We start from the raw sequence: 21,438 nt of genomic DNA on the forward strand, positions 1-21,438 counted from the left end.
CCTCTCCCGGCAGCGAACCCGCGCCCCGCCGGCAGGCGCCCCGAGCCCCTACAGATGACGGCCCACCGCACACAAAGCCGCAACACCCCGAGCTCGCACAGGAAGTCGGCCCGCCCGACTTCTCACGCAATCAACGCCATCTGCCGACCAGCCCGCCCAGATGGCGGCTCACGCCCCCCAGCAGGGCGCCCGCAACGCCTTCCAACAACCCGCGCCCACGCAGGAAGTCGGCCCACCCGACCTCCTGCCCACCCACAACCACGTTCAGGAAGTCACCCCATCCGACCTCCTCTCCCGGCAGCGAACCCGCGCCCCGCCGACAGGCGCCCCGAGCCCCTACAGATGACGGCCCACCGCACACAAAGCCGCAACACCCCCAACGCCCACGAACACCCCGAGCCCGCGCAGGAAGTCGGCCCGCCCGACTTCCCACGCAATCAACGCCATCTGCCGACCAGCCCGCCCAGTTGGCGGCTCACGCCGACCAGCAGGGCGCCCGCAACGCCTTCCAACAACCCGCGCCCACGCAGGAAGTCGGCCCGCCCGACTTCCTGCGCACTTGCAACCGCGCAACAACACCCAGCTCATCCAAGAAAGTTGACCGCCACGCCCGCTGTCCCGCGCAGGAAGTCGGCCCATCCGACTTCCCACACATCCGGCGAACCCATGCCGAGGCCGCCAACCACCACACGCACCTCGACTCCCCGACCACCGCCGCGCTCCTGCACAAATGGCAGCTGACAACGGCGCACCGAACCCCGTGGGAATCGGAAGACCGCTGATGGAGGCAGGACCACCAGCGTGCCGGGAGGCTCTTCGTCACATGGATGCCGACGACTGGTGCCACGCCAACGAGGCCGGGACCGCCTGGACGTCGGCAAGGGCGAGCACCACGGAACCGCGGCGCGCCCGGACCGGCAAGCAGGTCTTCGACAAGCGGCTGCCGAACAGCGAGCCCAGGACGCGGGCTGTGCTGGACGAACTCACCGCCAAGCACGGCACCGTCCTGGTCGTCGTCGATCAGCCCGTCTCCATCGGCGCCCTGCCCTCGGCGGACGCGCGGGACGCCAACTGCCGCGTCGTCCACCCTGCCCGGCCTGACGATGCGCCGCATCGCCGACCTCTACCCCGGCGAGGCCAAGACCGATGCCCGCGTCGCCAACCGTCCGCGCGGACTGCTCACCCAGATCCACCCGCACCTGGAGCGAGTGCCGAGGCCCAGGATCGATCACCCGGCGGTGCCGGCCCTGCTGGAGCGGTTCGACTCACCGGCCGCCCTGCGCAAGGCCGGACGCCGCCGACTGCAGAGCATCGCCCGGCTCTTGGCCCCGCGCATGGTCGAGCGCCTCGTCGAGGACATCCTCACCCCCGTGCCCGCCGCCCACCTGGCTTCCTACGCCGGTCTCGCCCCCGCGACCCGCCGTTCCGGCTCCTCCATGCGGGGCGAGCAACCGCCGGGGCAGCGAGCAGCTGGAACGGGCGCGCTTCCTGGCCGCGTTCGCCTCACTCGGCGAACCGGCCTCCCGCCCCTCCTACGACAAGAAGAGCGGCGAGAGCGAACGCCATACCCAGGCGCTCCTCTGCCTGGCCGGACTCCCGGCCGACGTCCCGCTCGCCATGCTTCGCGACGGCGCCCTCCACCGGTCCCGAGCAATGGTCAAGACCTGTGGACGAGTTGTCGTGCGAGCGCGGGCCATTGCCATGGGGCCGGGCCCCGCAGCCTCACATCCGGGATCTCAGCACGTCGACTTCACAGCCTTGCGCGAACGGGTCGAAGCCGTGTTCGACCAGCCAGCGAACCCCTAGCAGGCTCCGCAACGACCACCACGCGCGGATCACGTCGAGGTCGATGTCGGTGCCGTAGCCGGCGATGACGTCTTCGACGTGCTCCTCGTGTCCGAGCGTCAAGGTGGCGAGGTCGAACAGGGCGTCACCCCGGCCCGCCTCGGACCAGTCGATGATGCCGGTGACCTCGTCGCCGTCGACGAAGACGTGATCGATCTGCAGGTCGCCGTGCGTGAACGCCGGAGTCCACGGCCGGATCGCAGCCTCGGCGACGTGGCGGTTGCGGGTGACCAGGTCGGCGGGCAGGACGCCGTTCGTCACGAGCAACTCGCACTCGCCGTCGAGTTCCGCCGCCAACTCGTCGGGACTCCGGCGGCGCCGACCGGGCCAGGGCGGCAACGGCGCCTCGTGCAGCCTCCGGATGGCCGCCCCCGCCGCGGCCCATGCCGCCGGCGACGCGGTCGACGGCTCGCCGAGGTGCCCGAGCGCCGTCCCCGCAAGCGCGGCGATCGCGAGCACGGGCGGCTTGCGCCACAGGACCTCCGGCGTCGGGACCGGTGCCAGGGCCATCGCCTCGACCTCGACGTCGATGCGCGCTTGATCGGGGTCCACCTTCAAGAACACGTCGCCGACGCGCAGGGTCGCGCGCTCGGAATGGGCGACGACGACTTCGACCTCATCCATGGCGGCCAGTGTCCCAGGACGGCCGATGACATTCGCCGGGTTATCGCGTGTCAGCCACAGTCCGGCTGTCGGCTCCCGCAGCCGATCGAGCGGCCTGTTCCTCGCGCTCGACGAGGGCACCGTCTTCGAACTGGGCGCCTGCACGGACCAGTTCGACGAGGTGGGCTCCGGCGATCGCGCGCCGGCGTGTCCGGGCGGACTCGACGAGCTCGAACACCATCGCAAGCGCGGCGGCGGGACTGCCCGCGCCGCGGGTGACAACCGGACCGGCTGCGGTGACCACCCTGCGGGGCCGATGGTGCCCGTTGCGGACAACCAGCCGCCGACCGGACCCGTCGGTCTCAGCGGCCAAGTCGGCTATGTTCTGGTTGACTTCCGCTTCCAGCGCGGCAACAAGCATCCGGCGGGCGCCTTCGCGCACGATCTCGTCAATCAGGGAGCCTGACTCGGTGGAACCCTCACACCCCCAGGAGCTGAGCACACCCCCAGCCAGCAGAGACGACGGCCGCATCGCTGCGCAGGAAGTCGGCCCGCCCGACTTCCTGCGCAATCAAGGCCCTCCGCCGACCAGCCCGCGCCGTAGGCGGACACCACCGCACGCTCGTCGCCCCCGTTCGAGGGGGGTCGCGGCGCCTTCGACGACCGCCGGGTCAACGGTCTCCGAGGAATTGAGCCCGCATGTTGTCGGCGTCTCCAGATCGCGAGCCTGTCGGCGGTGGGTGTCAGACTCAACGCATGACGAGCTGCGACTACTTCTCCGCCGTCGACGACCAGGCAGCCGTCGCCGTGGTCGGGCAGCCCGGAGGGCCTGGCGCGGCAGGGCACGACGTGGTCTTCCTCAAGAACATCGACCCGGTGGTCGCGATCGCACAGCTCGAAGCGATCCTCACGGACTGCGCCTATGAGGAGGCGAGCCGGCGCCCGCGGTCGGGGCAGCTGCTGTCCTCTCCGGAGGACGACGCCTCGCTGGTGTTCAGCCTGTCGGACACCCTGGTCGAGGCCCTCGCCGCGGCCTCACCGACTGCCCTGGCCCGTGCTGCCGAGCCGTGGTCGATGACGGCCGAACTGCGGCAGTGCCAGATCGACGCCCGGACGGCACTCGGTGTCCTGGAGTCCTTGGCGGGCCTGGTCCGGCGTGCTGGCGCGGCCCGCCTTCGTGTGTATTGCTGGTGGTCCCTGTGACCAGCGATGAGTCGCGGCTGGTGCGGTTCTCCTTGGTGAGGAATTCACGTTGCCGAGGGTGAGGACCTCGGCGTAGTGGACGAGCCGGTCGATCATCGCGGCGGATCTTCTTCAAATCGGCTTCCAGACGGCCGGTTCGGTGATCCGTCTGGAGCCAGGTGGTCCAGTTGCCCGCAGTGTCGAACAGGACCGAACAGCCGACGTGGGCGGCCTTGACTCCGAGCCCGATGGCCAGGTCTCTGGCCCCACCTGTCTCGGGCCGGGTTAGATCTCGATGCGACGTTGCCACCAGGGCAGGTGCCGTGGGGCGAATGGATCGTTGACGGTGCGCTTTTGAACGCGGGCGTCGATCGGCGTCAACGCGGCCTGAAGTTCCCTTCGCGCGCGGGGACGGAGGTTGCGCGCGGCCAGGTCGAGTAGCGTGCGGATGTGTCCGGTGGCGACGTCGGAGTATCCGTAGTGCCACTCTTCCGCGTTGCGACCGCGTCCGGCTCGCTGAGCCCAGCGGTGGAAGGCCAGCGCGATGTCGCCTCTGGGCAGGCGTCGCTCGCGCTCGAACTGGGCGATCTGCCGGTTCGTGGAAGCGGACAGTCCTCCGATGACGGTACGTCTGGAGTGCCCGGTGTTCCGCAGCGGCAGCTGGGACCTGATCTCGCCCGGTGTCCGGCGAGGCATGTGAACTTCCTGAAGGTGCCGGTGTTGGCAGGAGCAGGAACCCTAGCCCCGATGACACGGGGCGTTCAAGAGCATGACGCTGCCGCCCCAATGCCGTTTCGTGGAGGGTGCGTTCGGCCGACTTCCGGGCCGCGGGGTGTGGGCTCACGCCGTCGGGGCGTCGAGCGGGTCGGAGGTCGCCGCTTCCTGGGCGGCCATGACCTCGTCGCCGTGTTCGAAGGCCCAGGCGCCGAAGGCTTCGATGGGCGCCAGCAAGGTCCGTCCCAGCGTGGTGAGTCGGTACTCGACGCGTGGGGGTGTCTCGGGGTGTTCCTGTCGGTCGACCAGGCCGTTGAACTGGAGCCGCCGCAGGGTCTCGGTGAGGACCTTGGAGCTGATGCCCCCGATCTGCTCGCGTAGTTCGACCGGGCGTCTGGGGCCGTCGCGCAGTGCCCAGAGCACCACGGCGTTCCAGGTGTTGGAGAGCAGGTCGAAGGCGAGGCGGGCTCGGCAGTCGGAGAGGAAGGCGTCGGTCGTCACGTACCGAATGGTGCCCGACCCGCCCCCTAACGTCGGTGTGAACGGTCAAGGGCGGGCACGGAGAGGGAACACGTGATGAGAATCGGCGTACTGGGCACGGGCAACATGGCCGAGGCGCTCGCCACCCACTGGGTGCGGGCCGGGCATCAGGTGGTCGTCGGGGGGCGGGACCCGCACAAGGCGGAGCGGCTCTCGGCGCGGATCGGAGGCGGCGCGAAGCCCGCCGGTCTGCGCGCGGCGGCCGACGCCGGCCAGGTGGTGCTGGCCGCGCTGCCCTTCGCGGCGGGTGTGGAGGTGGCGCGGGAGCTGCGCGCGGTCCTGGCGGGCAAGGTGCTGCTCGACTGCTCCAATCCGGTCGGGCCGGGCTTCCGGTTGCTGACCGAGGGAGGCCCCTCGGCCGCGCAGCGACTCGCCGCGGCCGCACCGGGAGCCCACGTGGTCAAGGCCTTCAACCTCTGCCACGAGGACGTGTGGCGGATGCGGCCGCCGGTGTTCGACGGGCGACCGCTGGCCGTTCCGGTCTGCGGGGACGACGGGACGGCCCTCGTGCGTGTGCACGAGTTGGTACGGGACGTGGGCTGCGAACCCGTCGCCGGAGGTGGTCTCGATCGTGCGGGCTTGCTCGAAGCGACCGCCGCATTGTTCATCGCCCTGTGGGTCGGCGAGGGAGCGGATGCCCAGGCGATCGCTCCTCCGCTGGCGTACGCCGCCGGACCTCGCCGTTAGGGGTGCCGTCCCGGCGGCGATCCTCGGGGACCGCTAACCCCGCAGGTGGTGGCGGGTGTTGCCGAGGAGGGTGATCCGTACCCGGCGTTCGGTGAAGTGCCAGCGGCCGTCCGTGCGGGCGAAGCGGTCGTGGTAGCGGCCGGCGGCGATGGTCTGCAGCGGGAGTTCGGGCAGGGCCTGGAGGACCGTGACGTACGAGCGGGCGGTGGCGGTGCCGGCCGGGTGGTCGAGTTCGACGGCGAGGTTGGTGGTGACGTGCTGGGTGCGGGGGGTTCCGTCCTCGTAGCGGATCACGGTGTCGTGGAACATCCGCTCGATCGCCTCGCGTCCGCGCAGCGGGGTGCCGCTGCCGATGAAGACGGCGTCGGCGAGCAGGTCGCCGAGGCCGGCGAAGTCGCCGTCGTCGACCAGTTCGGCGTAGCGCGCGATCAGGTTCTCGACGGCTCGGTGGTCGGGTGCGGTCAGGTCGGTCGGGTCGGACAGGTCGGTCATGTCGGTCACGGTGCCTTCAGTGCTCGGTCTCGGCGCGGAACCGGACGGCGATCGCCCCGGCCCGGTCGATGTCGGTGGTGTCGTAGACGGCGACGGTGCCCACCGTCGAGGCGTCGCCCCAGCGGCACAGCACGGCGGTGACCTGCCCGGTCCGGGTCCCGCACTGCATCTCGCCACCCAGCGGGCCGGCGTCGACGGTCCGGGCGTCCTCGATCCGGGCACCGGCGAAGAAGTTGTACAGGCCCCAGGACAGGGAGTGGGTCGCCATCTCGTGGGCGAGCTTCGGGTCCCACTGCGCGGTGGAGGCCGTGAGCAGCACGCTCGGCCGGTCGGCGTCCGGCGAGTCCCCGTAGAACCAGTAGCGTTCGGCGGCCGAGCCGGGCATCCGGGCCGCCAGGGCGTCGGCGGCGGCGCCGGTGATCAGGTGGTAGCCGGCGACCGTCTCCGGTGCGTCGACGGTGCGCCCGGTGGGGCCGGACGCACCGGCCGGGCCGTAGTCGGAGTCCGTGCCCACCTCGACGGCCAGCGCGGTCACCAGGGCGCAGGCGACCAGGACCGTGGCCAGGACGCTGAGGGTGGTGCGCCGCCGGTGCAGCGCGGAGACCCGGGGTGCCTCCTCCAGGGTGCGGGCGACCGGATTGCGCCAACTGCGGCTGAGCGACCAGCCGATGACGACCACGATCAGGGCGGGTATGCCCCATTCGGCCGCGTACTGGCCCAGTTGGTAGGCGTGCGAATGCACGTCGACGGCGAGGATCACGTCGCGCATCGTAGCGGTACGCACCGACACCCGTCGGCGGGATCATCTCCCGCGTTCGAAGACCAGTTCCGTCCAGCTCACGTCCGTCCGCCCGTGCAGGTCGCCGCGTTCGCCGCGGTGGAGCAGCCGGAGGCCGTGGGACCGGGCCAGGGTGACGGTGTGCTCGGGCGGGAGGTCGAACATCCGGCGGCCGGGCGGGACGGGGCCGTGGCGCAGGGTGACGGCGAGGCGGCCGCCGGGCGCGAGCAGGCCGGCCACCGCGGCCATCGCGGGCGGGCACTCCGCGGGGGCGAGGTGCATCCACACCGCGGTGATCAGGACGAGGTCGAAGCGCCCGTCCTCCGCACCCAGTCGTGGGAGTCCGGGCAGCGCGTCCGTGATCCACCGCAGCTCGACGTCCGGGTGCAACCGCCGGCCCACCGCCCGCAGTTCGGGGGTCGGCTCGACGGCGACCACCCGGTGGCCGAGGGCGGCCAGCGCGGCCGCGTCGCGCCCGGTGCCCGCGCCGATGTCCAACACCCGTGCGGGCGGCGCCGGGTAGAGGTGCAGCAGCGAGCGGTGGACCTGCGCGAAGTCCACGCTCTCGTACTGGACGGCGAGTTGCTCCGCCGCCTCGCCGTAGCCGGTGGTACCGGCGGGCCCGCCGGTACCACCGGTCACGCCGGTCAGGCCGGTGCCACCGGTCACGCCGGTCACTCCGACTCCCGGACGACCACCGCGTCCCCGGCCGCGGCGGCGCCCGCGAAGAAGTCCCGTAGTTCGCGCAGGTCGTTGACGACGCGGGCGGCCCAGGACTCGGACCAGGGCGGCTCGGAGTCGAGTTGGGCGACCGTCCGGGCGAGCACCGTGTCCTGCTGGCGGACGAGTTCGCCGAGCGCCGAGTCGCGCAGGAAGGTGAAGGCGGCGGCGACCTGCTCGGGGCGCAGCACCAGCATGTCGGACCCGGTGGCGCGGTGCGCGCCGCCGTAGACGGGCAACCGGGCGGCGGGGTCGGGATGCAGGCCGTTCTCGGTGAGCGCGAGTTCCATCAGGACGGCCGTCTGCCGCACCCCGAGGGCGAGTCCGTCGGCGGCCAGCCGGTCGTAGCGGACGTCGCGGCTCCGGGGCACCAGTTCGCCGATCTCCTCCGGCGAACAGGTGTCCACGGCCTGCCCCGGCAGGCGGCGCCAGAAATGATCCACGGTCACCCGGAAAGCGTAGCGAACGGCGGGCGCGCCGATCAGCGTGCCTGAGCCGCCCTGACGCGTTCTATGCCTCGCCGGGGTGCCAGGCGGGCCATTCCCAGGGGTGGTCGGCCCAGTGCACCTTGACCGGATCGTGCGGGTCGACCTCGGGAAAGACCTGGTGGACCCGGGGTTCGAACTCCTCGGGAGCGAGTGGTTCCCAGCCGTGGCCCTCGAAGTGGACGAGGCGGTACCGGCTGTCGGTGCGGAACTCGGCCACCTCGACCAGGTGTGCGGACGTGCTGTTGGTCTCCATGAGCCCAGCATGTGGCGCGGCGGCAATGTGCGCCCGTCCAGACCCCTCTTCCGGGTCATGTCCCGGCGTCGGCGCGCTCGTTGAGCACGGAAAGGTACGGCGGGGGGCGGCGCTGGGAGGACGAACGGATGACTGGGCAGCCCACCGGAGAGCAGTGGCAGTGGCCGCCGAACGCCTGGCAGCCGCCACCGGTCCCGATTCCCGCGCAGGCCGGTCCGCCGTCGGCCGGTCCGCCACCGGCGGGCCCGCCGGAGCCCCCCGGGCCGGCGGCGCCGCCCCGCTCGCGGAAGGCCTGGGCGGTCGCGGCGGGCGGGACGCTCGCGGTGCTGGCGGCGGTGCTGGTGATGTGCGGGCCGGGCTCGGGCGACGACGTCCGGGTGGTGGCGGTGCCGGGGGCCTCGCCCTCCGCCGGCCTGCCGGACGACGCCCCGACCGACCGCCTGTCGGTCCGCTCCCCGGGGAACAATCCGGGCGACACCCCGGCGCCCTCCCCCGGGCCGTCCCCCGCCCCCGGGAGCACCTCGGGGAGCACCTCGGGGGGCACCCCGGGAAACGCCCCGGGGGGCGGCGGGCCGGGCAGCGGCGACCAGGCCACCGGGGCGGTCGCCCCGGGCGGCCCGGAGCAGGCCGACGGCCGACGCGCGACGACCGGGGCCCACCCCAGGCCCGGCCGCAGCCCGCACCCGGGCGCCGGCGGCCGCCAGGCCCCCGACGCCACCCCGGGTGCCCCCGGCGTCCCCAGCCTCGGCCCGGGCACCATCTGTGACCAGGCCGAACGAGTCGGCCGCTGGCCGGCGAACTCGGAGCAGGCCCGCATCTGCCGCAGCGTCTACGGCTGAGCCGTCGAGGCCCCCGAGGCCCCGAGGCCCCGAGGCCCCGAGGTCGACGACGGCTACGACGGCTACGACGGCCCCAGCAGCCCCTTGTCCAGCCGCGGCGCCAGCACCCGGGCCAGGGTGTCCGTGATGTGCCCGGTGTCCCGGTAGAGCACCACGCCCTCCAGCACCGCCGGGCAGCTGGGCCCACTGCCCGGGCAGAGCACCGGCCCGAGGTCCAGGGTGTGCACGCCGTAGCGGGCCGCGAGGCCGCCGTCGAGCATCGGGTCGGGCTCGAAGGCGGTGTCGCGCGGGAAGAAGCAGGCGTCGGAGCGGCCGTCGGAGGCGGCCAGGCAGGTGGGGATGTCCTTGCCCGGCATCGGGGTGTCGCCGAGGTAGGCGAGCGGGGCGCCGAGCGCGGCCAGCCGGTCCAGGGTGCGGGTCCAGCCGACGGTGCGCTCCTCCTGGCTGCCGTAGCGGTTCAGCCCGGCCATGATCACCAGTCGGGGCTTGGGCCCGGAGGTGAGCCGGGTGAGGGTGTTCTCGCGCCAGCGGTCGCACTCGTCGTAGGTCCGGCCGAGGACGTCGTTGCGCACGGTCAGGGTGGCCAGCGGGCAGCCGGGCTTGACCAGTACCTCCAGGGCCCAGTGCCGCTGCTCGGCGAGCTTCAGTCCGGCGGAGATCCACTGTCCGGCGTGCGAGTCGCCGAGCAGCACGATCCGGTCCGGGCTGTTCTCGTCGCCGAAGAGGCAGCGCGGGCTGCTGTCGGCGTTGAGCGGGATCTCGCAGCCCTTGCCGGGCGGGAAGTCCTGCCGGGCGCGGGCGAGCGAGGGGGTGAGGCCGAGCACCCGGGTGCCGGGGGCGAGCAGGGCGGGCCCGTCGACGGCTCCGGCGGGGGCGGCGGCCGGGGTGTCGGCGGTGCCGCCGAGCGCCCGGACGGTGCCGCCGCCGAGGGTGAGGGCGGCGATCAGCGGGATGACCAGGGCGCTGGCGCCGACGGCCAGGCCGCGCCGGGGCGCCGGGCTGCTGCCGTAGCGCAGCGGCTGTTCGACCAGGCGCAGGGTGAGCCAGGCGGGCAGGGCGCTGGCGGCGGTGAGGGCGACCAGCACCGTCCAGGACAGCTGGCCGTACCGGGCCTGGGCGATGGTGAGCACCGGCCAGTGCCACAGGTACCAGGCGTACGAGAGGCGTCCGGCGGCGCGCAGCGGGCGGGTGGCGAGCAGTCCGCCGACCAGCCGGTCGGACGGGGCGGCGAGCAGCAGGGCGGCGGTGCCGAGGACGGGCAGCAGGGCGGCCGCGCCCGGGAAGGGGGTGGTGCGGTCGTACCCGAAGACCGACCAGAGCACCGCCGCCAGGCCCGCCCAGCCGAGCAGCCGCAGCGCCCAGGTGCCGGCGCTCCCGGGGGTCCGGGCGACCAGCTCACCCCCGGTGACCCCGGCGCTTCCGGCGGCCCGGGCCGCGAGGGCGCTGCCCGCCAGGGCGGCGCAGGCCCCGGCCGCGAACTCCCAGAGCCGGCTGCCGGTGGAGAAGTAGGCCAGCGGCGCCGAGGTGGCCGTCCAGCGCAGGCAGAGGGCCAGCGAGATCCCGCCGACGGCGAGGGTGGCGAGGGTGATCGCCAGGGTGCGGCGGCGGCCGTGCAGATAGCGGGCGAGGCCGAGCAGCAGGACGCCCCAGAGCAGGTAGAACTGGTTCTCCACGCCGAGGGACCAGAAGTGCTGGAGCGGGCTGGGGTCGCGTTCGGCGGCCAGGTAGTCGGTCTGCTGGCCGACGAAGCGCCAGTTGGCGAACTGACCGGCCGCCGCGATCAGGTCGCGGGCGAGGTCGGTGCCGCGCAGCGGGTCGAGCAGGGCGCCGCCGGCCGCGGCGGTGGCGACCAGCACGGTGGCGGCGGCGGGCAGGATGCGGCGGGCCCGGCGGGCGGCGAAGTCCCACAGGCCGAGCGGGCGGCCGGTGAGCAGACCGGTGATCAGGAAGCCGGAGATGACGAAGAAGATGTCGACGCCGACGTAGCCCCCGGTCGGTCCGGGGACGGCGGCGTGGAAGGCGAGGACGGAGAGCACGGCGATGCCGCGTAGTCCCTCGATGTCGGGGCGGAAGGCGGTGCGCCGGCGGGGCTCGCCCGGCGACTCGACCTCGGCGGACCTCGGGGCGGTTCCGGTGGTTCCGGCGGTTCCGGCGGCGACGGCCTGCCGGTCCACCCGGACGACTCCGGGCAACAGTTCGGCGGAAGGGGAGGCGGCGGCGGAGTTCGAGGACGACGGCGGTACGGCCGTTGGCACGGCAGGGCTCCTTGCTGGACAGGCAGCGGTGGTCGGGCCCGCCGGGCCGATGGGGCGGCCGGGCGGCGGGATCCGCGCCGGTGGGGCGACGCGCAAGGAAACGCAGCGGAGAAGCGAACGAGAGAAACGAACGGGAGAAGCGAGTGGGAGAAGCGAACGGGAGAACCGGACGATCAGAAGATCAGCGGATCGGCCCACCCGGAGGCGAGCACCCCGCACAGCAGCAGGACGGCGGTGACGGCGACGGCCTCCGGCTGCCCGAAGCCGAGTTCGGTGCGTCGCCGCACCGGCGCGGCGACCTCGCCGCCCGCCTTGGCGGCCCGGCCGAGCAGCGGCCACAGCGCCCGGATCAGCGGGACCATGGTGTACGCGGTCAGCCCGAGCAGCGCGGTGAGCGCCCAGAAGGGCCGCCAGCCGTACTCCAGTCCGGCGCGCACCAGGCCCGCCGCACCCGCGAGGACGACGAACCCGAGCCAGCCGACCCCGAGTCGGGCGACGGTGCGGGCCAGTGAGGTCCCACCCGACACGGCGCCGGTGGGCACCCAGTCGGCGGAGCGGCGCCGCAGCGCGTGGGCGATGGCGACCACGTGGCAGAGCCCGCCCAGGAGTTGGACCCGGGTGACCTCGAAGCGCCAGCGGGTGCGGGACATCGCGGGCAGCAGGACGAGCGCGACCCAGATCGGCGGCAGGAAGGGCAGCACCTGCCAGGGCTGGATCTGCTCGGGTGCGAAGAACAGCATGATCAGCGCGGGCAGCGGCACGGCGAACACGTTCACCGCGCTGGTCACGTAGCCGAGGATGCCGTTCCAGAAGCAGAGCCGGGCCGAGCGCGAGATCGGCCCCCGGCGGAAGTCCGGGTCGCGGACGAGTGCCAGGGAGCCCAGGCACCAGCGGTACTGCTGGCTGATGAAGGCGGGCAGGCCGGTGGGCGACATGCCCTTGGCGACCAGCGCGGGCACGTAGCGGGTGCTCCAGCCGGCCCGGGCGAGGGCGAGGCCGGTGTAGAGGTCCTCACTGTGGTCGATCTCGGCGAAGCCGCCGATCCGCTGCAGGGCGGCGCGTCGGTAGAGCGCGTTGGTGCCGCAGCAGACGGTGCCGTCCTGGGCGTCCCGGGAGGGCTGGATCCAGCGGTAGAAGATCTCCTGGGTGGCTCCCGCGGCGCGTTCGAGCCAGGACATGTCGGCGTCGGTGTCGAAGCACTGCGGGCTCTGCACGATGCCGACCCCGGGGTTGTCCAGGTAGGGCACCAGGTGGTGCAGGAAGTCGGGACGGGGGCAGAAGTCGGCGTCGAGCACGGCGATGATCTCGCCGTCGCCCTCGGCCAGGCCGTGGTTGAGGTTGCCGGCCTTCTTGAACCGGCCGCGGTCGGGGCGGGCGCGGTACCGGAAACCGTAGGACTCGGCGAGTTCGCGGACCTCGGGGCGGTCGGCGTCGTCGAGGACCAGCACGGTGAGCGCGCCGGGCCAGCGGACCGCCGCGGTGTGCCGGTAGGCGTTGTCGAGGACGGCGAGCGGCTCGCCGGCGGTGGGCAGCAGGAGGTCCACGCTCGGGTGGCGGGCCGGGTTCCAGGCGCGCAGCAGCAGGTCGTGCGAGTCGCGGGTGAAGCGGCGGGCGCGTTGGCCGTCGGCGAGCGAGAGCAGCCAGGTGGCGGCGTTGAGCAGGGTGAGCAGCAGGAACGGCCAGAGCAGCGGCTTGCTCAGCGCGAACAGGCCGAGGGTGGCGGTGGCTCCCGCGTAGGAGAGGGTGGCGCACAGCAGCACCCAGCGGCGCTGCGGGCCGAAGTACCAGTAGAGCTCCTCGTCGTCGGGCGGGCCGGGGAGTCGGAGGTCGGGGTCCGCGGGTGTCCGGCGCGGACCGGTGTCGGGTGCGGGCATGGCGGTGCCATGGAGTACGGGCATGCGGAAATGGCCCCCCTGGGCAGCGGACGGGACTTTGCCGTTCGCCCACAGCCTCTCACATTGGTCTGGACCAATCATGAACGAGGTATGACATCTCCGCATCGCCGCAGCTCAGCGACTTGACGTCGCATCAGTGGGCCGACAGACCGTCAAACGATCAACGAACGGACCCTGTTCGCACCGTGCCCGGGAGGCACAACGGCCCGCGCTCAGGCGGCGTTCAACTCCTTCACCAACCGCTCGAAGCGGAGGTCCGGCCGACGCGGGACGCCGAACCGCTCGTTCCCGTACGGGAAGGGGCTGAACTCGCCGGTCCGGTGGAAGCCGCGCCGCTCGTACCAGGCGATCAGCTCCGGGCGCTGCTCGATCACCGACATCTCCATCGCGCCGACGCCCCACTCCTCGCCCGCCAGCCGCTCCGCCCGGGCCAGCACCACCCGGCCGATCCCGCCGCCCTGGAGGCCGGGACGCACCGAGAACATGCCGAAGTACGCGCGGTCGCCACGGCGCTCCAACTGGCAGCAGGCGAGCAGCTCGCCGTCCCGCTCGGCCAGCAGCACCAGTCCCTCGGCGTGGCCGACGGCCTCCGCCACCGCCTCGGCGTCGGTGCGCCGCCCGCCCAGCAGGTCCGCCTCGCTGGTCCAGCCGGCCCTGCTCGCCTCGCCCCGGTAGGCGGACTCGACCAGCTCGACCAGGGCCGGTACGTCGGCGGCGGTGGCGATCCGGAAGTCGGGCTCGGCGGCGGGCTCGGCGGCGGACCCGGTGACGGTCTCGGACATGGCGATTTCCTCTTCTCGCGCAGGTGGGAGTGGTCCGGGCATCGTGCCACAGCGGCCGCGCCCCACCGCGGGGGCCGTGGCGGCCGCCGCCGTCCCGAACGTTCCGAACGTTCCGAACGGTGTAACCCCGGACACCTGGCGAAGCTGACGGGTACATGGCTAACCTGCTCCCGGCCGTACCAACGACCAGCCGTACTGGGCTCATTGGGCCCACCCGCACCGGCACGCACGGGACCACACAGCCCACACCGGACCGCACGGCCCACACCGGAACGCACAGCCCACACCGGACTGCACGGAACGCACGGAACGCACCGGACCGCATCGGAACCAGAGGAGTCTCCATGCCCCGCTCGTCCCGCTCCGCCCGCCCCACCGGTACCACAAGACCCGGCGCCCGCCGCCGCCTCCCCGTCCTGGCCGCATGCGCCGCCGCGGCCGCCCTGGTCACCGGCGTCGGCGCGCCCGCCTACGCGGCCGACCCCGCCCCGCTCTCCCCCGCAGCCGCCTCCGCCCCGGAGGACCGCCCGGGCTTCCACCCCGACCGGGACTTCGCCGGCTCCACCGTCGCCGCCCACGAGGGCCGCGACGGCGGGTCCCCGCTCGCCGCCCTCGACGCCGCCGTCCAGACCCCCGGCATGGACGTCGCCAGCTACCAGGGCAACGTCGACTGGTCCACCGCGGCCGCCAACGGCGCCCAGTTCGCCTACGTCAAGGCCACCGAGGGCACCAGCTACACCAACCCGTCCTTCGGCCAGCAGTACAACGGCTCCTACAACGCCGGACTGATCCGCGGCGCCTACCACTTCGCGCTGCCGGGCGACTCCTCCGGCTCCGCCCAGGCCAACTGGTTCGTCGACCACGGCGGCGGCTGGTCCGCCGACGGCGCGACCCTGCCGCCCGCCCTCGACATCGAGTACAACCCGTACGGCGCCAGCTGCTACGGCCTCAGCCGCAGCGCCATGGTCGGCTGGATCGGCGACTTCAGCGCCACGGTGCACAACCGCACGGGCCGCTATCCGACGATCTACACCACGACCAGCTGGTGGGCGAGCTGCACCGGCAACTACGGCGGCTTCGGCGCCACCAACCCGCTGTGGATCGCCCGCTACTCCTCCACCGTCGGGACCCTGCCGAACGGCTGGGGCTACCAGACCTTCTGGCAGTACGCCGACTCCGGCACCTTCCCGGGTGACCAGGACCTCTTCAACGGCTCCGCCGACCGGCTGAGCGCCCTCGCCCTGGGCTGACCCCCCGCTCCACGACCCGCGCCGGGCCCCACCGCCCGGCGCGGGTCGACCGGCCCCGGAGCGCCATCAGAGCCCCGGAGCCGGTGGCCCTACGCGCCGCGGGAGCGCCAGGCGCCGGCCACGGCCACCGCGGCGTCGTTGGCGAGCGGTTCGCCGATGCTGATCCGGACACCCTCGCCGGGGAAGACCTTCACGGTGATCCCGGCGGCGGAGCAGGCGGCGGCGAAGGCCGCGGTGTGCTCGCCCAGCCGGAACCAGACGAAGTTGGCGTGCGACTCCTCCAGCGGCCAGCCCTGGGCCCGCAGCAGGGCCTGCACCCGGGTGCGTTCGGCGACCACGGAGCGGACCCGGTCCTGCAGTTCGGGGCCGGCCGCGAGCGACTCCACGGCGGCGTCCTGGGCGATCTGGCTGACGCCGAACGGAAGGCCGACGGCCCGGGCCGCGGCGGCGACGGATTCGTGGGCCACGCCGTAGCCGACCCGGAGGCCCGCCAGGCCGTACGCCTTGGAGAAGGTGCGCAGCACGACCAGGTTGGGGCGGGTGCGGTAGAGGTCGACCCCGTCCGGCGTGTCGCCGGGGGCGAACTCGCGGTAGGCCTCGTCCAGGACGACCAGCACGTCGGCGGGCACCGCGTCCAGGAACTTCACCAGGTCGGCGGGCGGCACGGCGGTGCCGGTCGGGTTGTTGGGGTTGCAGACCAGGACGACCTTGGTGCGCGGGGTGACGGCGGCGGCCATCGCGGCCAGGTCGTGCAGCTCGCCGTCCGCCAGCGGGACCGGGACGGGGGTGGCCCCGGCGAGCGCGGCCGCCTCCGGGTAGGCCTCGAACGAGCGCCAGGCGAACAGGACTTCGTCACCCGGTCCGGCGACGGAGCGGACCAGTTGGAACAGCACCCCGACCGAGCCGGGTCCGGTCATCAGATGGGCCGGCGGGACGTGCAGGTGGTCGGCGAGGGCCGCCACCAGCCGGCCGGTGGTGAAGTCGGGGTAGCGGTTGAGGGTCTGCAGCGCGGCGGCGGCCCGTTCCAGGACACCGGGCAGCGGCGGGTAGGGGTTCTCGTTGGCCGCGAGCAGGTGGGCGGCGGTCGACGGCGGGGCGCTGTTGGGCGTGTCGGTCATGTCGGTGGGCTCCGAAGGCGGCTCAGCCGCCGGTTAGGCCGGTCGCCAGGGTGGCGGCGGCGAGGACGAAGAAGACTCCGGCGACGACGTACCGCTCCGCGCGGAGGAAGCCGCGGCTCTTCCGGGCGCGCTGGCGCATCAGTGAACTCAGCAGCGCCCAGCCGGCGTTGGTGGCCATCCCGACCACCACGAAGACCAGGCCGAAGACCAGGGTCTGCGACCAGACCGCTCCCCGGCCGCTGTGGATGAAGGAGGGCAGGAAGGCGAGGAAGAACAGGGTGCTCTTCGGGTTGAGGGCGTTGACGACGAGGCCGTCGGTGAAGATCCGCGGGGAGCGGGCGGGCGCCCCGCCGCTCTCCGCGGCGTCCGGGTCCGGGTCAGGCGTGCGCAGTCGTTTGACGCCGAGCCAGACGAGGTAGCCGGCGCCCGCGTACTTGACCACGTCGAAGGCGGTCTCGGAGGAGGCGACCAGGGCGGACAGGCCGACCACGGCGGCGAGCACCTGGACGAGGTCGCCGCAGGCCAGGCCCAGGGTGGACAGCAGTCCGGCCCGGCGTCCCTGGTCGAGGGTCCGGCCGGTCACGTAGAGCACGGACGGGCCGGGGATGAGCAGCAGCACGAGTGAGGCCGTGAAGAACCACCACAGGCTGGACAGGTCGGGCATGCGGTCCGACTCCTTTCCTCCGCGTCCTTGTCGGGCGGAACGGGTGGGCGACGTCCGGCGGCCCGGTCCTGCGTCAGTTCAGGGTCCACCGGAGCGGCGGTGCGCAGGACGCGGTGGCCGCGACCGTCGCACAATATCCGTTGTCCAGCGGAAGGTTGTTCAGTTTCCACCGACCCACGGTGATCGGCAGCGTGTCCGGCGCGCCGCTGCCGAGCCGGCGCGGCACGGGCACGTCGGCGGCCTTGGCGAACGCCTCCCGCCAGGTCCAGCGGGCGAAGAAGGCGTACCGTCCGGCGGCCGGGGGCAGGCCGGCGATCAGCCGGGCCTCGGCGGGGCCGAGGAAGCGGGCGGCCATCGCCCGGTGGTCCAGGTCGGTGCGGACCTCCTCCAGGTCGACGCCGACGGTACCGGTGCGGGTGACGGCGATCAGGGCCAGACCCCCCGAGTGGCTGAGGTTGAAGTCGAGTCCCGCGGGTTCCGGTGCGGGCGTCAGACAGGGGCGCCCGCGGGCGGTGCGGTGCAGCCGGAGGTCGGCGGGGGCCCGTCCGGTGTAGCGGGCGAGGACGGTGCGCAGCGCGCCGTGCGCGGCGGTGAAGCGGGCGCGTTCGACCGGCAGCCGGCAGCGGCCGGCCCGCGTCCGCTCCTCGGGGTCGAGGAGGTCCGCGTACCGGCGCGCGAGCGGCTCGGGCAGGTCGAGGCGGGTCCGCCAGACGTGCACCTCGCGGTCGGCGAGGGTCGGCTCGGCGGGGCCGACCGGCCACTGCTCGGACGGCTGCCCGGCGCCGTCCTGCTCGGGCGGGCTCACGGGGCAGTACTGCTCGGGCGGGTTCACCGGGCGACGGCTCCGGCGATCCGGTCGGTCGGCCGGCGCAGCAGCCGGGACAGTTCGCGCAGCACCTCCGTCTGGTCGCTGTGCAGGAAGAAGTGCCCGCCCTCGAACATCCGCAGGGTGAAGGCGCCGGTGCTCTGCCGGGCCCAGGCGGCGAGGCCCTCGGGGTCGACGTGCGGGTCGGCGCGCCCGCCGAAGGCGGTGATCGGGACGCTCAGCGGGTCCTCCGGGCGGTAGGCGTAGGAGTCGTTGAGCTGGAAGTCGGCCCGCAGCCCCGGCAGGACCAGCCGCATCACCCGGGCGTCCGCCAGCAGCGACTCCGGGGTGCCGCCCAGTTCCCGGATCCGGTCCAGGAACTGCTCCTGCGGCAGGTGGTGGATCAGCGGCCGGTTGTGGGTGAGCTGCGGGGCCCGGCGTCCGGAGACCACCAGGTGGTCGGGGGCGGGGGCGCCGAGGGCGCGGAGCCGGCGGGCGAAGGAGAAGGCGATCAGCGCGCCCATGCTGTGCCCGAACAGGGCGTAGGGGGGCCGGAGGTGGTCGGCCAGTGCCTCGGTGAGGTCGGGCAGCAGGTCCTCGACGTCGGTGTAGGCCGGCTGGAAGATCCGCGACTCGCGGCCCGGCAGCCGGACCGCGCACACCTCGACGTCCTCGGGCAGGGTGCGCGGCCAGTCGGCGAAGGCCGAGCTGCCGCCGCCGGCGTAGGCGAAGCAGACCAGCCGGAGCCGGGCCCCGGGTTTGGGCTCGGTCCGGACCACCCACGGGCTGCCGGCCGCCGTCACGGCTGCCGGTCCGCTGCCGTCGGGACGTCGTCGGCCAGCTCCGCCGCCGTGGGGGTGCGGACGGTCAGGTAGTCCGGGTCGCCGGGGACCTCAGCGAGGTCGGCCTCGAACAGCTTCAGCCCGTCCTCGCCGGGGAGTTGGCGGAAACCGGTGAACTTGTAGGTGATCAGCATCATCCGGTTGCGCCCGTTCGGCAGGTACTCGGCCAGCAGGCGGGTGTCGGCCTCCCGGGCCCGGCGGCGCAGGTGGTTGATGATCACCCCGCCGACGCCGCGGGACATCACCCGGCAGGACATCAGCAGCAGCTTGACGGTCCAGGCGTCCGGGTCCTTGGCGAGCAGCACCAGGCCGATGGTGCCGTACGGGCCGTGCCGGTCCTCCAGTCGGGCGACCAGCAGCTCGTGGCTGTCGGAGAGCCGGAAGGCGTCCAGCTCGTCGTACGAGTAGGTGTAGCCGGTGGTGTTCAACTGGTGGGTGCGGACGGTCAGTTCCTCGGCCCGGCGGAGGTCGTCCGCCCGCGCGGGGTGGATCGTGAGGGTCATCCCGAGGGTGGCCAGGAAGGCCTCCTGGGGGCCGGTGAAGTCCTTCTCGACCCGGGTGCGCTCCTGGTCGGCGAGGTACATCTCGCGGCGGCGGGCGGAGTCGTCGGTGATGAACCGGGGCGAGAACTCCGGCCGGTCGGCCAGGCCGACGGCCTCCGCCGCGTCCAGGACCAGCAGTTCGGGGAGCTCGAAGGCGACCTCGCCGCGTTCGAAGGCGTCGTCGTCGACGAAGGCGAACGCGTCCAGGCCGAGGTTGAGCGAGGTGGCGATGGAGCGGATCGACGAGGACTTCGCGTTCCAGTTGATCTGCGGGTAGAGGAAGTAGTCCAGCAGACCGTGCCGGCGCAGCGCCTCGGTGGCGGCGTCGTGGTCGTTGCGGCTGGCGATGGAGTGCAGGATGCCGCGGCGGTCGAGTTCGACGATGACCTCGCGCAGACCGGGGCGCAGCGGCGCCTCGCCGTCCTCCAGCAGGATGCCGTCCCACACGGTGTGGTCGAGGTCCCAGACGACGCATTTGACGGTCTTGGCGGGCTTGTCCGCGGTGCTGCCGTCCGACGCGGCGGGCGACGCGGCGGTCGCGGCGGCCGGCTCGGCGGTGGTGCCGTCCGGCTGGTCGGCGGTGCCCTGGGCGGTCATGCCGTCACCCTTTCGGTGGGGGTGGTGCGGTGGCGGGAGTGGTAGGCGGATTCGGCGATGGTGGCCTGCTGGACCTCGGTGCTGCCCTCGATGATCTCCATCACCTTGGCGTCGCGCAGGTAGCGCTGCACCGGGTAGTCCGGACCGCAGCCGTGCGCGCCGTGCACCTGGACGGCGTCCGAGGCGGAGCGGAACGCGGTGCGGGAGGCGTGGTACTTGGCGAGCCAGGTGGCGTGCAGGCTCTCGGTGGAGCGGTCCTGCCGCAGCCAGCCGGCCTGCTGGCAGAGCAGCCGGGCGGCGGCGGTGCCGGTGGCCATGTCGGCGATCATCCGCTGGACCAGCTGGTGGTCGCGGAGCCGGACGCCGAAGGTCTCCCGCCGGTCGGCGTGGTCGAGGGAGGCGTCCAGGCAGGCCTGGGCGAGGCCGACGCAGCCCCAGGCGACGCTGTACCGGCCCAGTTCGAGGGCGGTCGCGGCGACGGCGGCCAGTCCGAAGCCGGGCCGGCCGAGCAGCGCCTCGGGCGCCACCAGGCAGTCGACGAGGCTGAGTTCGGCGAGCATCGAGGCCTTGGTGCCCAGGACGCCGGTGATCGGCCGGACGGTCAGTCCGGGGGCGTCCCGGGGCACCAGGAAGGCGGCCTCCCGGCCGTCCAGGCGGGCGAACAACAGGTACACGTCGGCGCGTTGGCCGAAGGTGATCCAGCGCTTCTCGCCGGTGAGCGCGAAGCCGTCCGCGGTGCGCCGGGCCTCGGTCCGCAGGGCCTTGACGTCGCTGCCGGCGCCGGGCTCGGTGAGCGCGAAGGCGCCGATCGCCTCGCCGGTGGCGAACTTGGGCAGCCAGTGCGCGCGCTGCTGCTCACCGCCCCAACGGGCGACCGCGTACGAGGCCATGCCGTGCACGGTGACCAGGCTGCGCACGGACGAACAGCCGCGGCCGAGTTCCTCGTTGAGCAGGCCGAAGGTGATCGGGTCCAGTTCGGTGCCGCCGTACCCGGCCGGGACGGCGGCGCCCAGCAGGCCGCGGGCGGCGAACTCCTTGACGAACTCCTCGGGGAGGCGTTCGGCGCGGTCCCAGGCGTCCGCGTGCGGGGCGACGGCCTCCCGGGCGAAGGACTCGTACTCCTCCCGCGCGGCGGCCTGACGCTCGGTCAGTTGCACTCTGATGGCCATCGGTCCCTCTCTTGCCTCGTCTCTGCGGTCGGGAAGGTCACGGGCGGCGGGCGGCCCGGACGGTCAGGAGCGCTGGGCGGCGGCGCCCACCGCGCCGCGCTTGCGGGTGACGAGCGCGTCGATCGCGCGCACGGTGTTGAAGTTGGCCATCTCCAGGTCGTCGTCGTCGACGGTGATGTCGAACTCGCCCTCGACGAACAGCACCAGCTGCATGATGAAGAGCGAGTTGACGAATCCGGTGGCGAAGATGTCCTCGTCGTCGGTGAGCCGGTGCTCGCCGAAGAACTGGGCGAGGAAGGCGAGGATCTGCGGCTTGTGGTCGGCCGTCGTCATGGCGGGCGGTTCCTCCTGCTCGGTCGGTTGTGGCGGGACGTACGG

Annotated in this window: 22 protein-coding genes and 2 pseudogenes; 5 read left to right on the forward strand and 19 right to left on the reverse strand. The window is 73.4% G+C overall.

From position 1 onward, the window contains the following. Window positions 1-837: 837 nt before the first annotated feature. A pseudogene (locus ACIP4P_RS15090) lies at window positions 838-1,650 on the forward strand (transposase); the annotation flags it as partial. 72 nt (window positions 1,651-1,722) lie between these two features. On the opposite strand, the gene ACIP4P_RS15095 reads toward ACIP4P_RS15090, so the two are convergent. Next, window positions 1,723-2,469: a phosphotransferase family protein gene (locus ACIP4P_RS15095; protein WP_400918052.1), complete on the reverse strand. Its 747-nt coding sequence runs from the start codon at window positions 2,467-2,469 to the stop codon at window positions 1,723-1,725. A 259-nt stretch (window positions 2,470-2,728) separates the two neighbouring features. Beyond that, window positions 2,729-2,980 (reverse strand): annotated as a pseudogene (locus tag ACIP4P_RS15100) (hypothetical protein); the annotation flags it as partial. 224 nt (window positions 2,981-3,204) lie between these two features. On the opposite strand from ACIP4P_RS15100, the gene ACIP4P_RS15105 reads away from it, so the two are divergent. Continuing rightward, window positions 3,205-3,651, forward strand: a complete 447-nt coding sequence (locus ACIP4P_RS15105; protein WP_400918055.1) for a hypothetical protein — start codon at window positions 3,205-3,207, stop codon at window positions 3,649-3,651. Window positions 3,652-3,915: 264 nt separating this feature from the next. Here the strand turns inward: ACIP4P_RS15105 and ACIP4P_RS15110 are convergent, their stop codons facing one another. Both ACIP4P_RS15110 and ACIP4P_RS15115 read right to left on the reverse strand, forming a co-directional pair. Further along, a complete protein-coding gene (locus tag ACIP4P_RS15110) occupies window positions 3,916-4,326 on the reverse strand; it encodes a hypothetical protein (RefSeq protein WP_400918058.1) in 411 nt (136 codons plus the stop codon). A 144-nt stretch (window positions 4,327-4,470) separates the two neighbouring features. Continuing rightward, window positions 4,471-4,845: a winged helix-turn-helix transcriptional regulator gene (locus tag ACIP4P_RS15115; RefSeq protein ID WP_400918061.1), complete on the reverse strand. Its 375-nt coding sequence runs from the start codon at window positions 4,843-4,845 to the stop codon at window positions 4,471-4,473. A gap of 75 nt (window positions 4,846-4,920) precedes the next feature. Here ACIP4P_RS15115 and ACIP4P_RS15120 point away from each other — a divergent pair, with 75 nt between their 5' ends. After that, the gene (locus ACIP4P_RS15120; RefSeq protein WP_400918063.1) at window positions 4,921-5,571 is read left to right on the forward strand and encodes an NADPH-dependent F420 reductase; all 651 of its coding nucleotides are present in this window, start codon (window positions 4,921-4,923) and stop codon (window positions 5,569-5,571) included. Between the two features lie 33 nt (window positions 5,572-5,604). On the opposite strand, the gene ACIP4P_RS15125 is transcribed toward ACIP4P_RS15120, so the two are convergent. The 5 genes from ACIP4P_RS15125 to ACIP4P_RS15145 form a co-directional block, all read right to left on the reverse strand. Next, window positions 5,605-6,063 carry a nuclear transport factor 2 family protein gene (locus ACIP4P_RS15125; RefSeq protein WP_400918066.1) on the reverse strand — a complete coding sequence of 153 codons (459 nt, stop codon included), beginning with the start codon at window positions 6,061-6,063 and terminating at the stop codon, window positions 5,605-5,607. A gap of 16 nt (window positions 6,064-6,079) precedes the next feature. Beyond that, window positions 6,080-6,823: a hypothetical protein gene (locus ACIP4P_RS15130; protein WP_400918069.1), complete on the reverse strand. Its 744-nt coding sequence runs from the start codon at window positions 6,821-6,823 to the stop codon at window positions 6,080-6,082. A gap of 42 nt (window positions 6,824-6,865) precedes the next feature. Continuing rightward, window positions 6,866-7,519: a class I SAM-dependent methyltransferase gene (locus tag ACIP4P_RS15135; protein ID WP_400918072.1), complete on the reverse strand. Its 654-nt coding sequence runs from the start codon at window positions 7,517-7,519 to the stop codon at window positions 6,866-6,868. Beyond that, window positions 7,516-8,010 (reverse strand): hypothetical protein, encoded by a 495-nt coding sequence (locus tag ACIP4P_RS15140; RefSeq protein WP_400918075.1) that lies wholly within the window; start codon window positions 8,008-8,010, stop codon window positions 7,516-7,518. The genes ACIP4P_RS15135 and ACIP4P_RS15140 overlap by 4 nt, the downstream gene beginning before the upstream one ends. A gap of 61 nt (window positions 8,011-8,071) precedes the next feature. Continuing rightward, window positions 8,072-8,302 (reverse strand): hypothetical protein, encoded by a 231-nt coding sequence (locus tag ACIP4P_RS15145; RefSeq protein ID WP_350513181.1) that lies wholly within the window; start codon window positions 8,300-8,302, stop codon window positions 8,072-8,074. 128 nt (window positions 8,303-8,430) lie between these two features. Here ACIP4P_RS15145 and ACIP4P_RS15150 point away from each other — a divergent pair, with 128 nt between their 5' ends. Then, window positions 8,431-9,141 (forward strand): hypothetical protein, encoded by a 711-nt coding sequence (locus ACIP4P_RS15150; protein ID WP_400918079.1) that lies wholly within the window; start codon window positions 8,431-8,433, stop codon window positions 9,139-9,141. Window positions 9,142-9,203: 62 nt separating this feature from the next. On the opposite strand, the gene ACIP4P_RS15155 is transcribed toward ACIP4P_RS15150, so the two are convergent. The 3 genes from ACIP4P_RS15155 to ACIP4P_RS15165 form a co-directional block, all read right to left on the reverse strand. Next, the gene (locus tag ACIP4P_RS15155; protein ID WP_400918082.1) at window positions 9,204-11,396 is read right to left on the reverse strand and encodes an acyltransferase family protein; all 2,193 of its coding nucleotides are present in this window, start codon (window positions 11,394-11,396) and stop codon (window positions 9,204-9,206) included. 173 nt (window positions 11,397-11,569) lie between these two features. Further along, the gene (locus ACIP4P_RS15160; RefSeq protein ID WP_400918085.1) at window positions 11,570-13,294 is read right to left on the reverse strand and encodes a glycosyltransferase family 2 protein; all 1,725 of its coding nucleotides are present in this window, start codon (window positions 13,292-13,294) and stop codon (window positions 11,570-11,572) included. Window positions 13,295-13,503: 209 nt separating this feature from the next. Continuing rightward, window positions 13,504-14,073, reverse strand: a complete 570-nt coding sequence (locus tag ACIP4P_RS15165) for a GNAT family N-acetyltransferase (protein ID WP_400918088.1) — start codon at window positions 14,071-14,073, stop codon at window positions 13,504-13,506. A gap of 344 nt (window positions 14,074-14,417) precedes the next feature. On the opposite strand from ACIP4P_RS15165, the gene ACIP4P_RS15170 reads away from it, so the two are divergent. Continuing rightward, a complete protein-coding gene (locus tag ACIP4P_RS15170) occupies window positions 14,418-15,323 on the forward strand; it encodes a lysozyme (RefSeq protein ID WP_400918091.1) in 906 nt (301 codons plus the stop codon). 89 nt (window positions 15,324-15,412) lie between these two features. On the opposite strand, the gene ACIP4P_RS15175 is transcribed toward ACIP4P_RS15170, so the two are convergent. From ACIP4P_RS15175 to ACIP4P_RS15205, 7 genes are all read right to left on the reverse strand, one after another. Further along, on the reverse strand, window positions 15,413-16,441 hold the full coding sequence (locus tag ACIP4P_RS15175) for a histidinol-phosphate transaminase (protein WP_400918094.1): 1,029 nt from the start codon (window positions 16,439-16,441) through the stop codon (window positions 15,413-15,415). Window positions 16,442-16,463: 22 nt separating this feature from the next. After that, entirely contained in the window at window positions 16,464-17,105 is a 642-nt protein-coding gene (locus ACIP4P_RS15180; protein WP_400918097.1) for a LysE family translocator, read from the reverse strand. 73 nt (window positions 17,106-17,178) lie between these two features. After that, on the reverse strand, window positions 17,179-17,910 hold the full coding sequence (locus tag ACIP4P_RS15185) for a 4'-phosphopantetheinyl transferase family protein (RefSeq protein ID WP_400918100.1): 732 nt from the start codon (window positions 17,908-17,910) through the stop codon (window positions 17,179-17,181). Window positions 17,911-17,933: 23 nt separating this feature from the next. Continuing rightward, a complete protein-coding gene (locus tag ACIP4P_RS15190) occupies window positions 17,934-18,713 on the reverse strand; it encodes a thioesterase II family protein (RefSeq protein WP_400918102.1) in 780 nt (259 codons plus the stop codon). Further along, complete coding sequence (locus ACIP4P_RS15195; protein ID WP_400918105.1) at window positions 18,710-19,891, reverse strand: HAD-IIIC family phosphatase; 1,182 nt, start codon at window positions 19,889-19,891, stop codon at window positions 18,710-18,712. The genes ACIP4P_RS15190 and ACIP4P_RS15195 overlap by 4 nt, the downstream gene beginning before the upstream one ends. Beyond that, complete coding sequence (locus ACIP4P_RS15200) at window positions 19,888-21,060, reverse strand: acyl-CoA dehydrogenase family protein (RefSeq protein WP_400918108.1); 1,173 nt, start codon at window positions 21,058-21,060, stop codon at window positions 19,888-19,890. Before ACIP4P_RS15200 ends, ACIP4P_RS15195 begins: the two co-directional genes overlap by 4 nt. Before the next feature lie 63 nt (window positions 21,061-21,123). Beyond that, on the reverse strand, window positions 21,124-21,393 hold the full coding sequence (locus tag ACIP4P_RS15205) for a phosphopantetheine-binding protein (RefSeq protein ID WP_350513169.1): 270 nt from the start codon (window positions 21,391-21,393) through the stop codon (window positions 21,124-21,126). Window positions 21,394-21,438: the final 45 nt, after the last annotated feature.

Source organism: Kitasatospora sp. NPDC089509 (assembly GCF_044749365.1).
In the GTDB taxonomy this organism is placed as follows: Bacteria; Actinomycetota; Actinomycetes; order Streptomycetales; family Streptomycetaceae; genus Kitasatospora.

Excerpts from the sequence above, each read along its gene's own strand:
- ACIP4P_RS15180 (WP_400918097.1), bottom strand. The coding sequence starts at position 17,105 with ATGCCCGACCTGTCCAGCCTGTGGTGGTTCTTCACGGCCTCACTCGTG.
- ACIP4P_RS15105 (WP_400918055.1), top strand. The coding sequence starts at position 3,205 with ATGACGAGCTGCGACTACTTCTCCGCCGTCGACGACCAGGCAGCCGTC.
- ACIP4P_RS15205 (WP_350513169.1), bottom strand. The coding sequence starts at position 21,393 with ATGACGACGGCCGACCACAAGCCGCAGATCCTCGCCTTCCTCGCCCAG.
- ACIP4P_RS15200 (WP_400918108.1), bottom strand. The coding sequence starts at position 21,060 with ATGGCCATCAGAGTGCAACTGACCGAGCGTCAGGCCGCCGCGCGGGAG.
- ACIP4P_RS15165 (WP_400918088.1), bottom strand. The coding sequence starts at position 14,073 with ATGTCCGAGACCGTCACCGGGTCCGCCGCCGAGCCCGCCGCCGAGCCC.
- ACIP4P_RS15120 (WP_400918063.1), top strand. The coding sequence starts at position 4,921 with ATGAGAATCGGCGTACTGGGCACGGGCAACATGGCCGAGGCGCTCGCC.
- ACIP4P_RS15110 (WP_400918058.1), bottom strand. The coding sequence starts at position 4,326 with ATGCCTCGCCGGACACCGGGCGAGATCAGGTCCCAGCTGCCGCTGCGG.
- ACIP4P_RS15170 (WP_400918091.1), top strand. The coding sequence starts at position 14,418 with ATGCCCCGCTCGTCCCGCTCCGCCCGCCCCACCGGTACCACAAGACCC.
- ACIP4P_RS15145 (WP_350513181.1), bottom strand. The coding sequence starts at position 8,302 with ATGGAGACCAACAGCACGTCCGCACACCTGGTCGAGGTGGCCGAGTTC.
- ACIP4P_RS15150 (WP_400918079.1), top strand. The coding sequence starts at position 8,431 with ATGACTGGGCAGCCCACCGGAGAGCAGTGGCAGTGGCCGCCGAACGCC.
- ACIP4P_RS15160 (WP_400918085.1), bottom strand. The coding sequence starts at position 13,294 with ATGCCCGTACTCCATGGCACCGCCATGCCCGCACCCGACACCGGTCCG.
- ACIP4P_RS15095 (WP_400918052.1), bottom strand. The coding sequence starts at position 2,469 with ATGGATGAGGTCGAAGTCGTCGTCGCCCATTCCGAGCGCGCGACCCTG.
- ACIP4P_RS15175 (WP_400918094.1), bottom strand. The coding sequence starts at position 16,441 with ATGACCGACACGCCCAACAGCGCCCCGCCGTCGACCGCCGCCCACCTG.
- ACIP4P_RS15195 (WP_400918105.1), bottom strand. The coding sequence starts at position 19,891 with ATGACCGCCCAGGGCACCGCCGACCAGCCGGACGGCACCACCGCCGAG.
- ACIP4P_RS15125 (WP_400918066.1), bottom strand. The coding sequence starts at position 6,063 with ATGACCGACCTGTCCGACCCGACCGACCTGACCGCACCCGACCACCGA.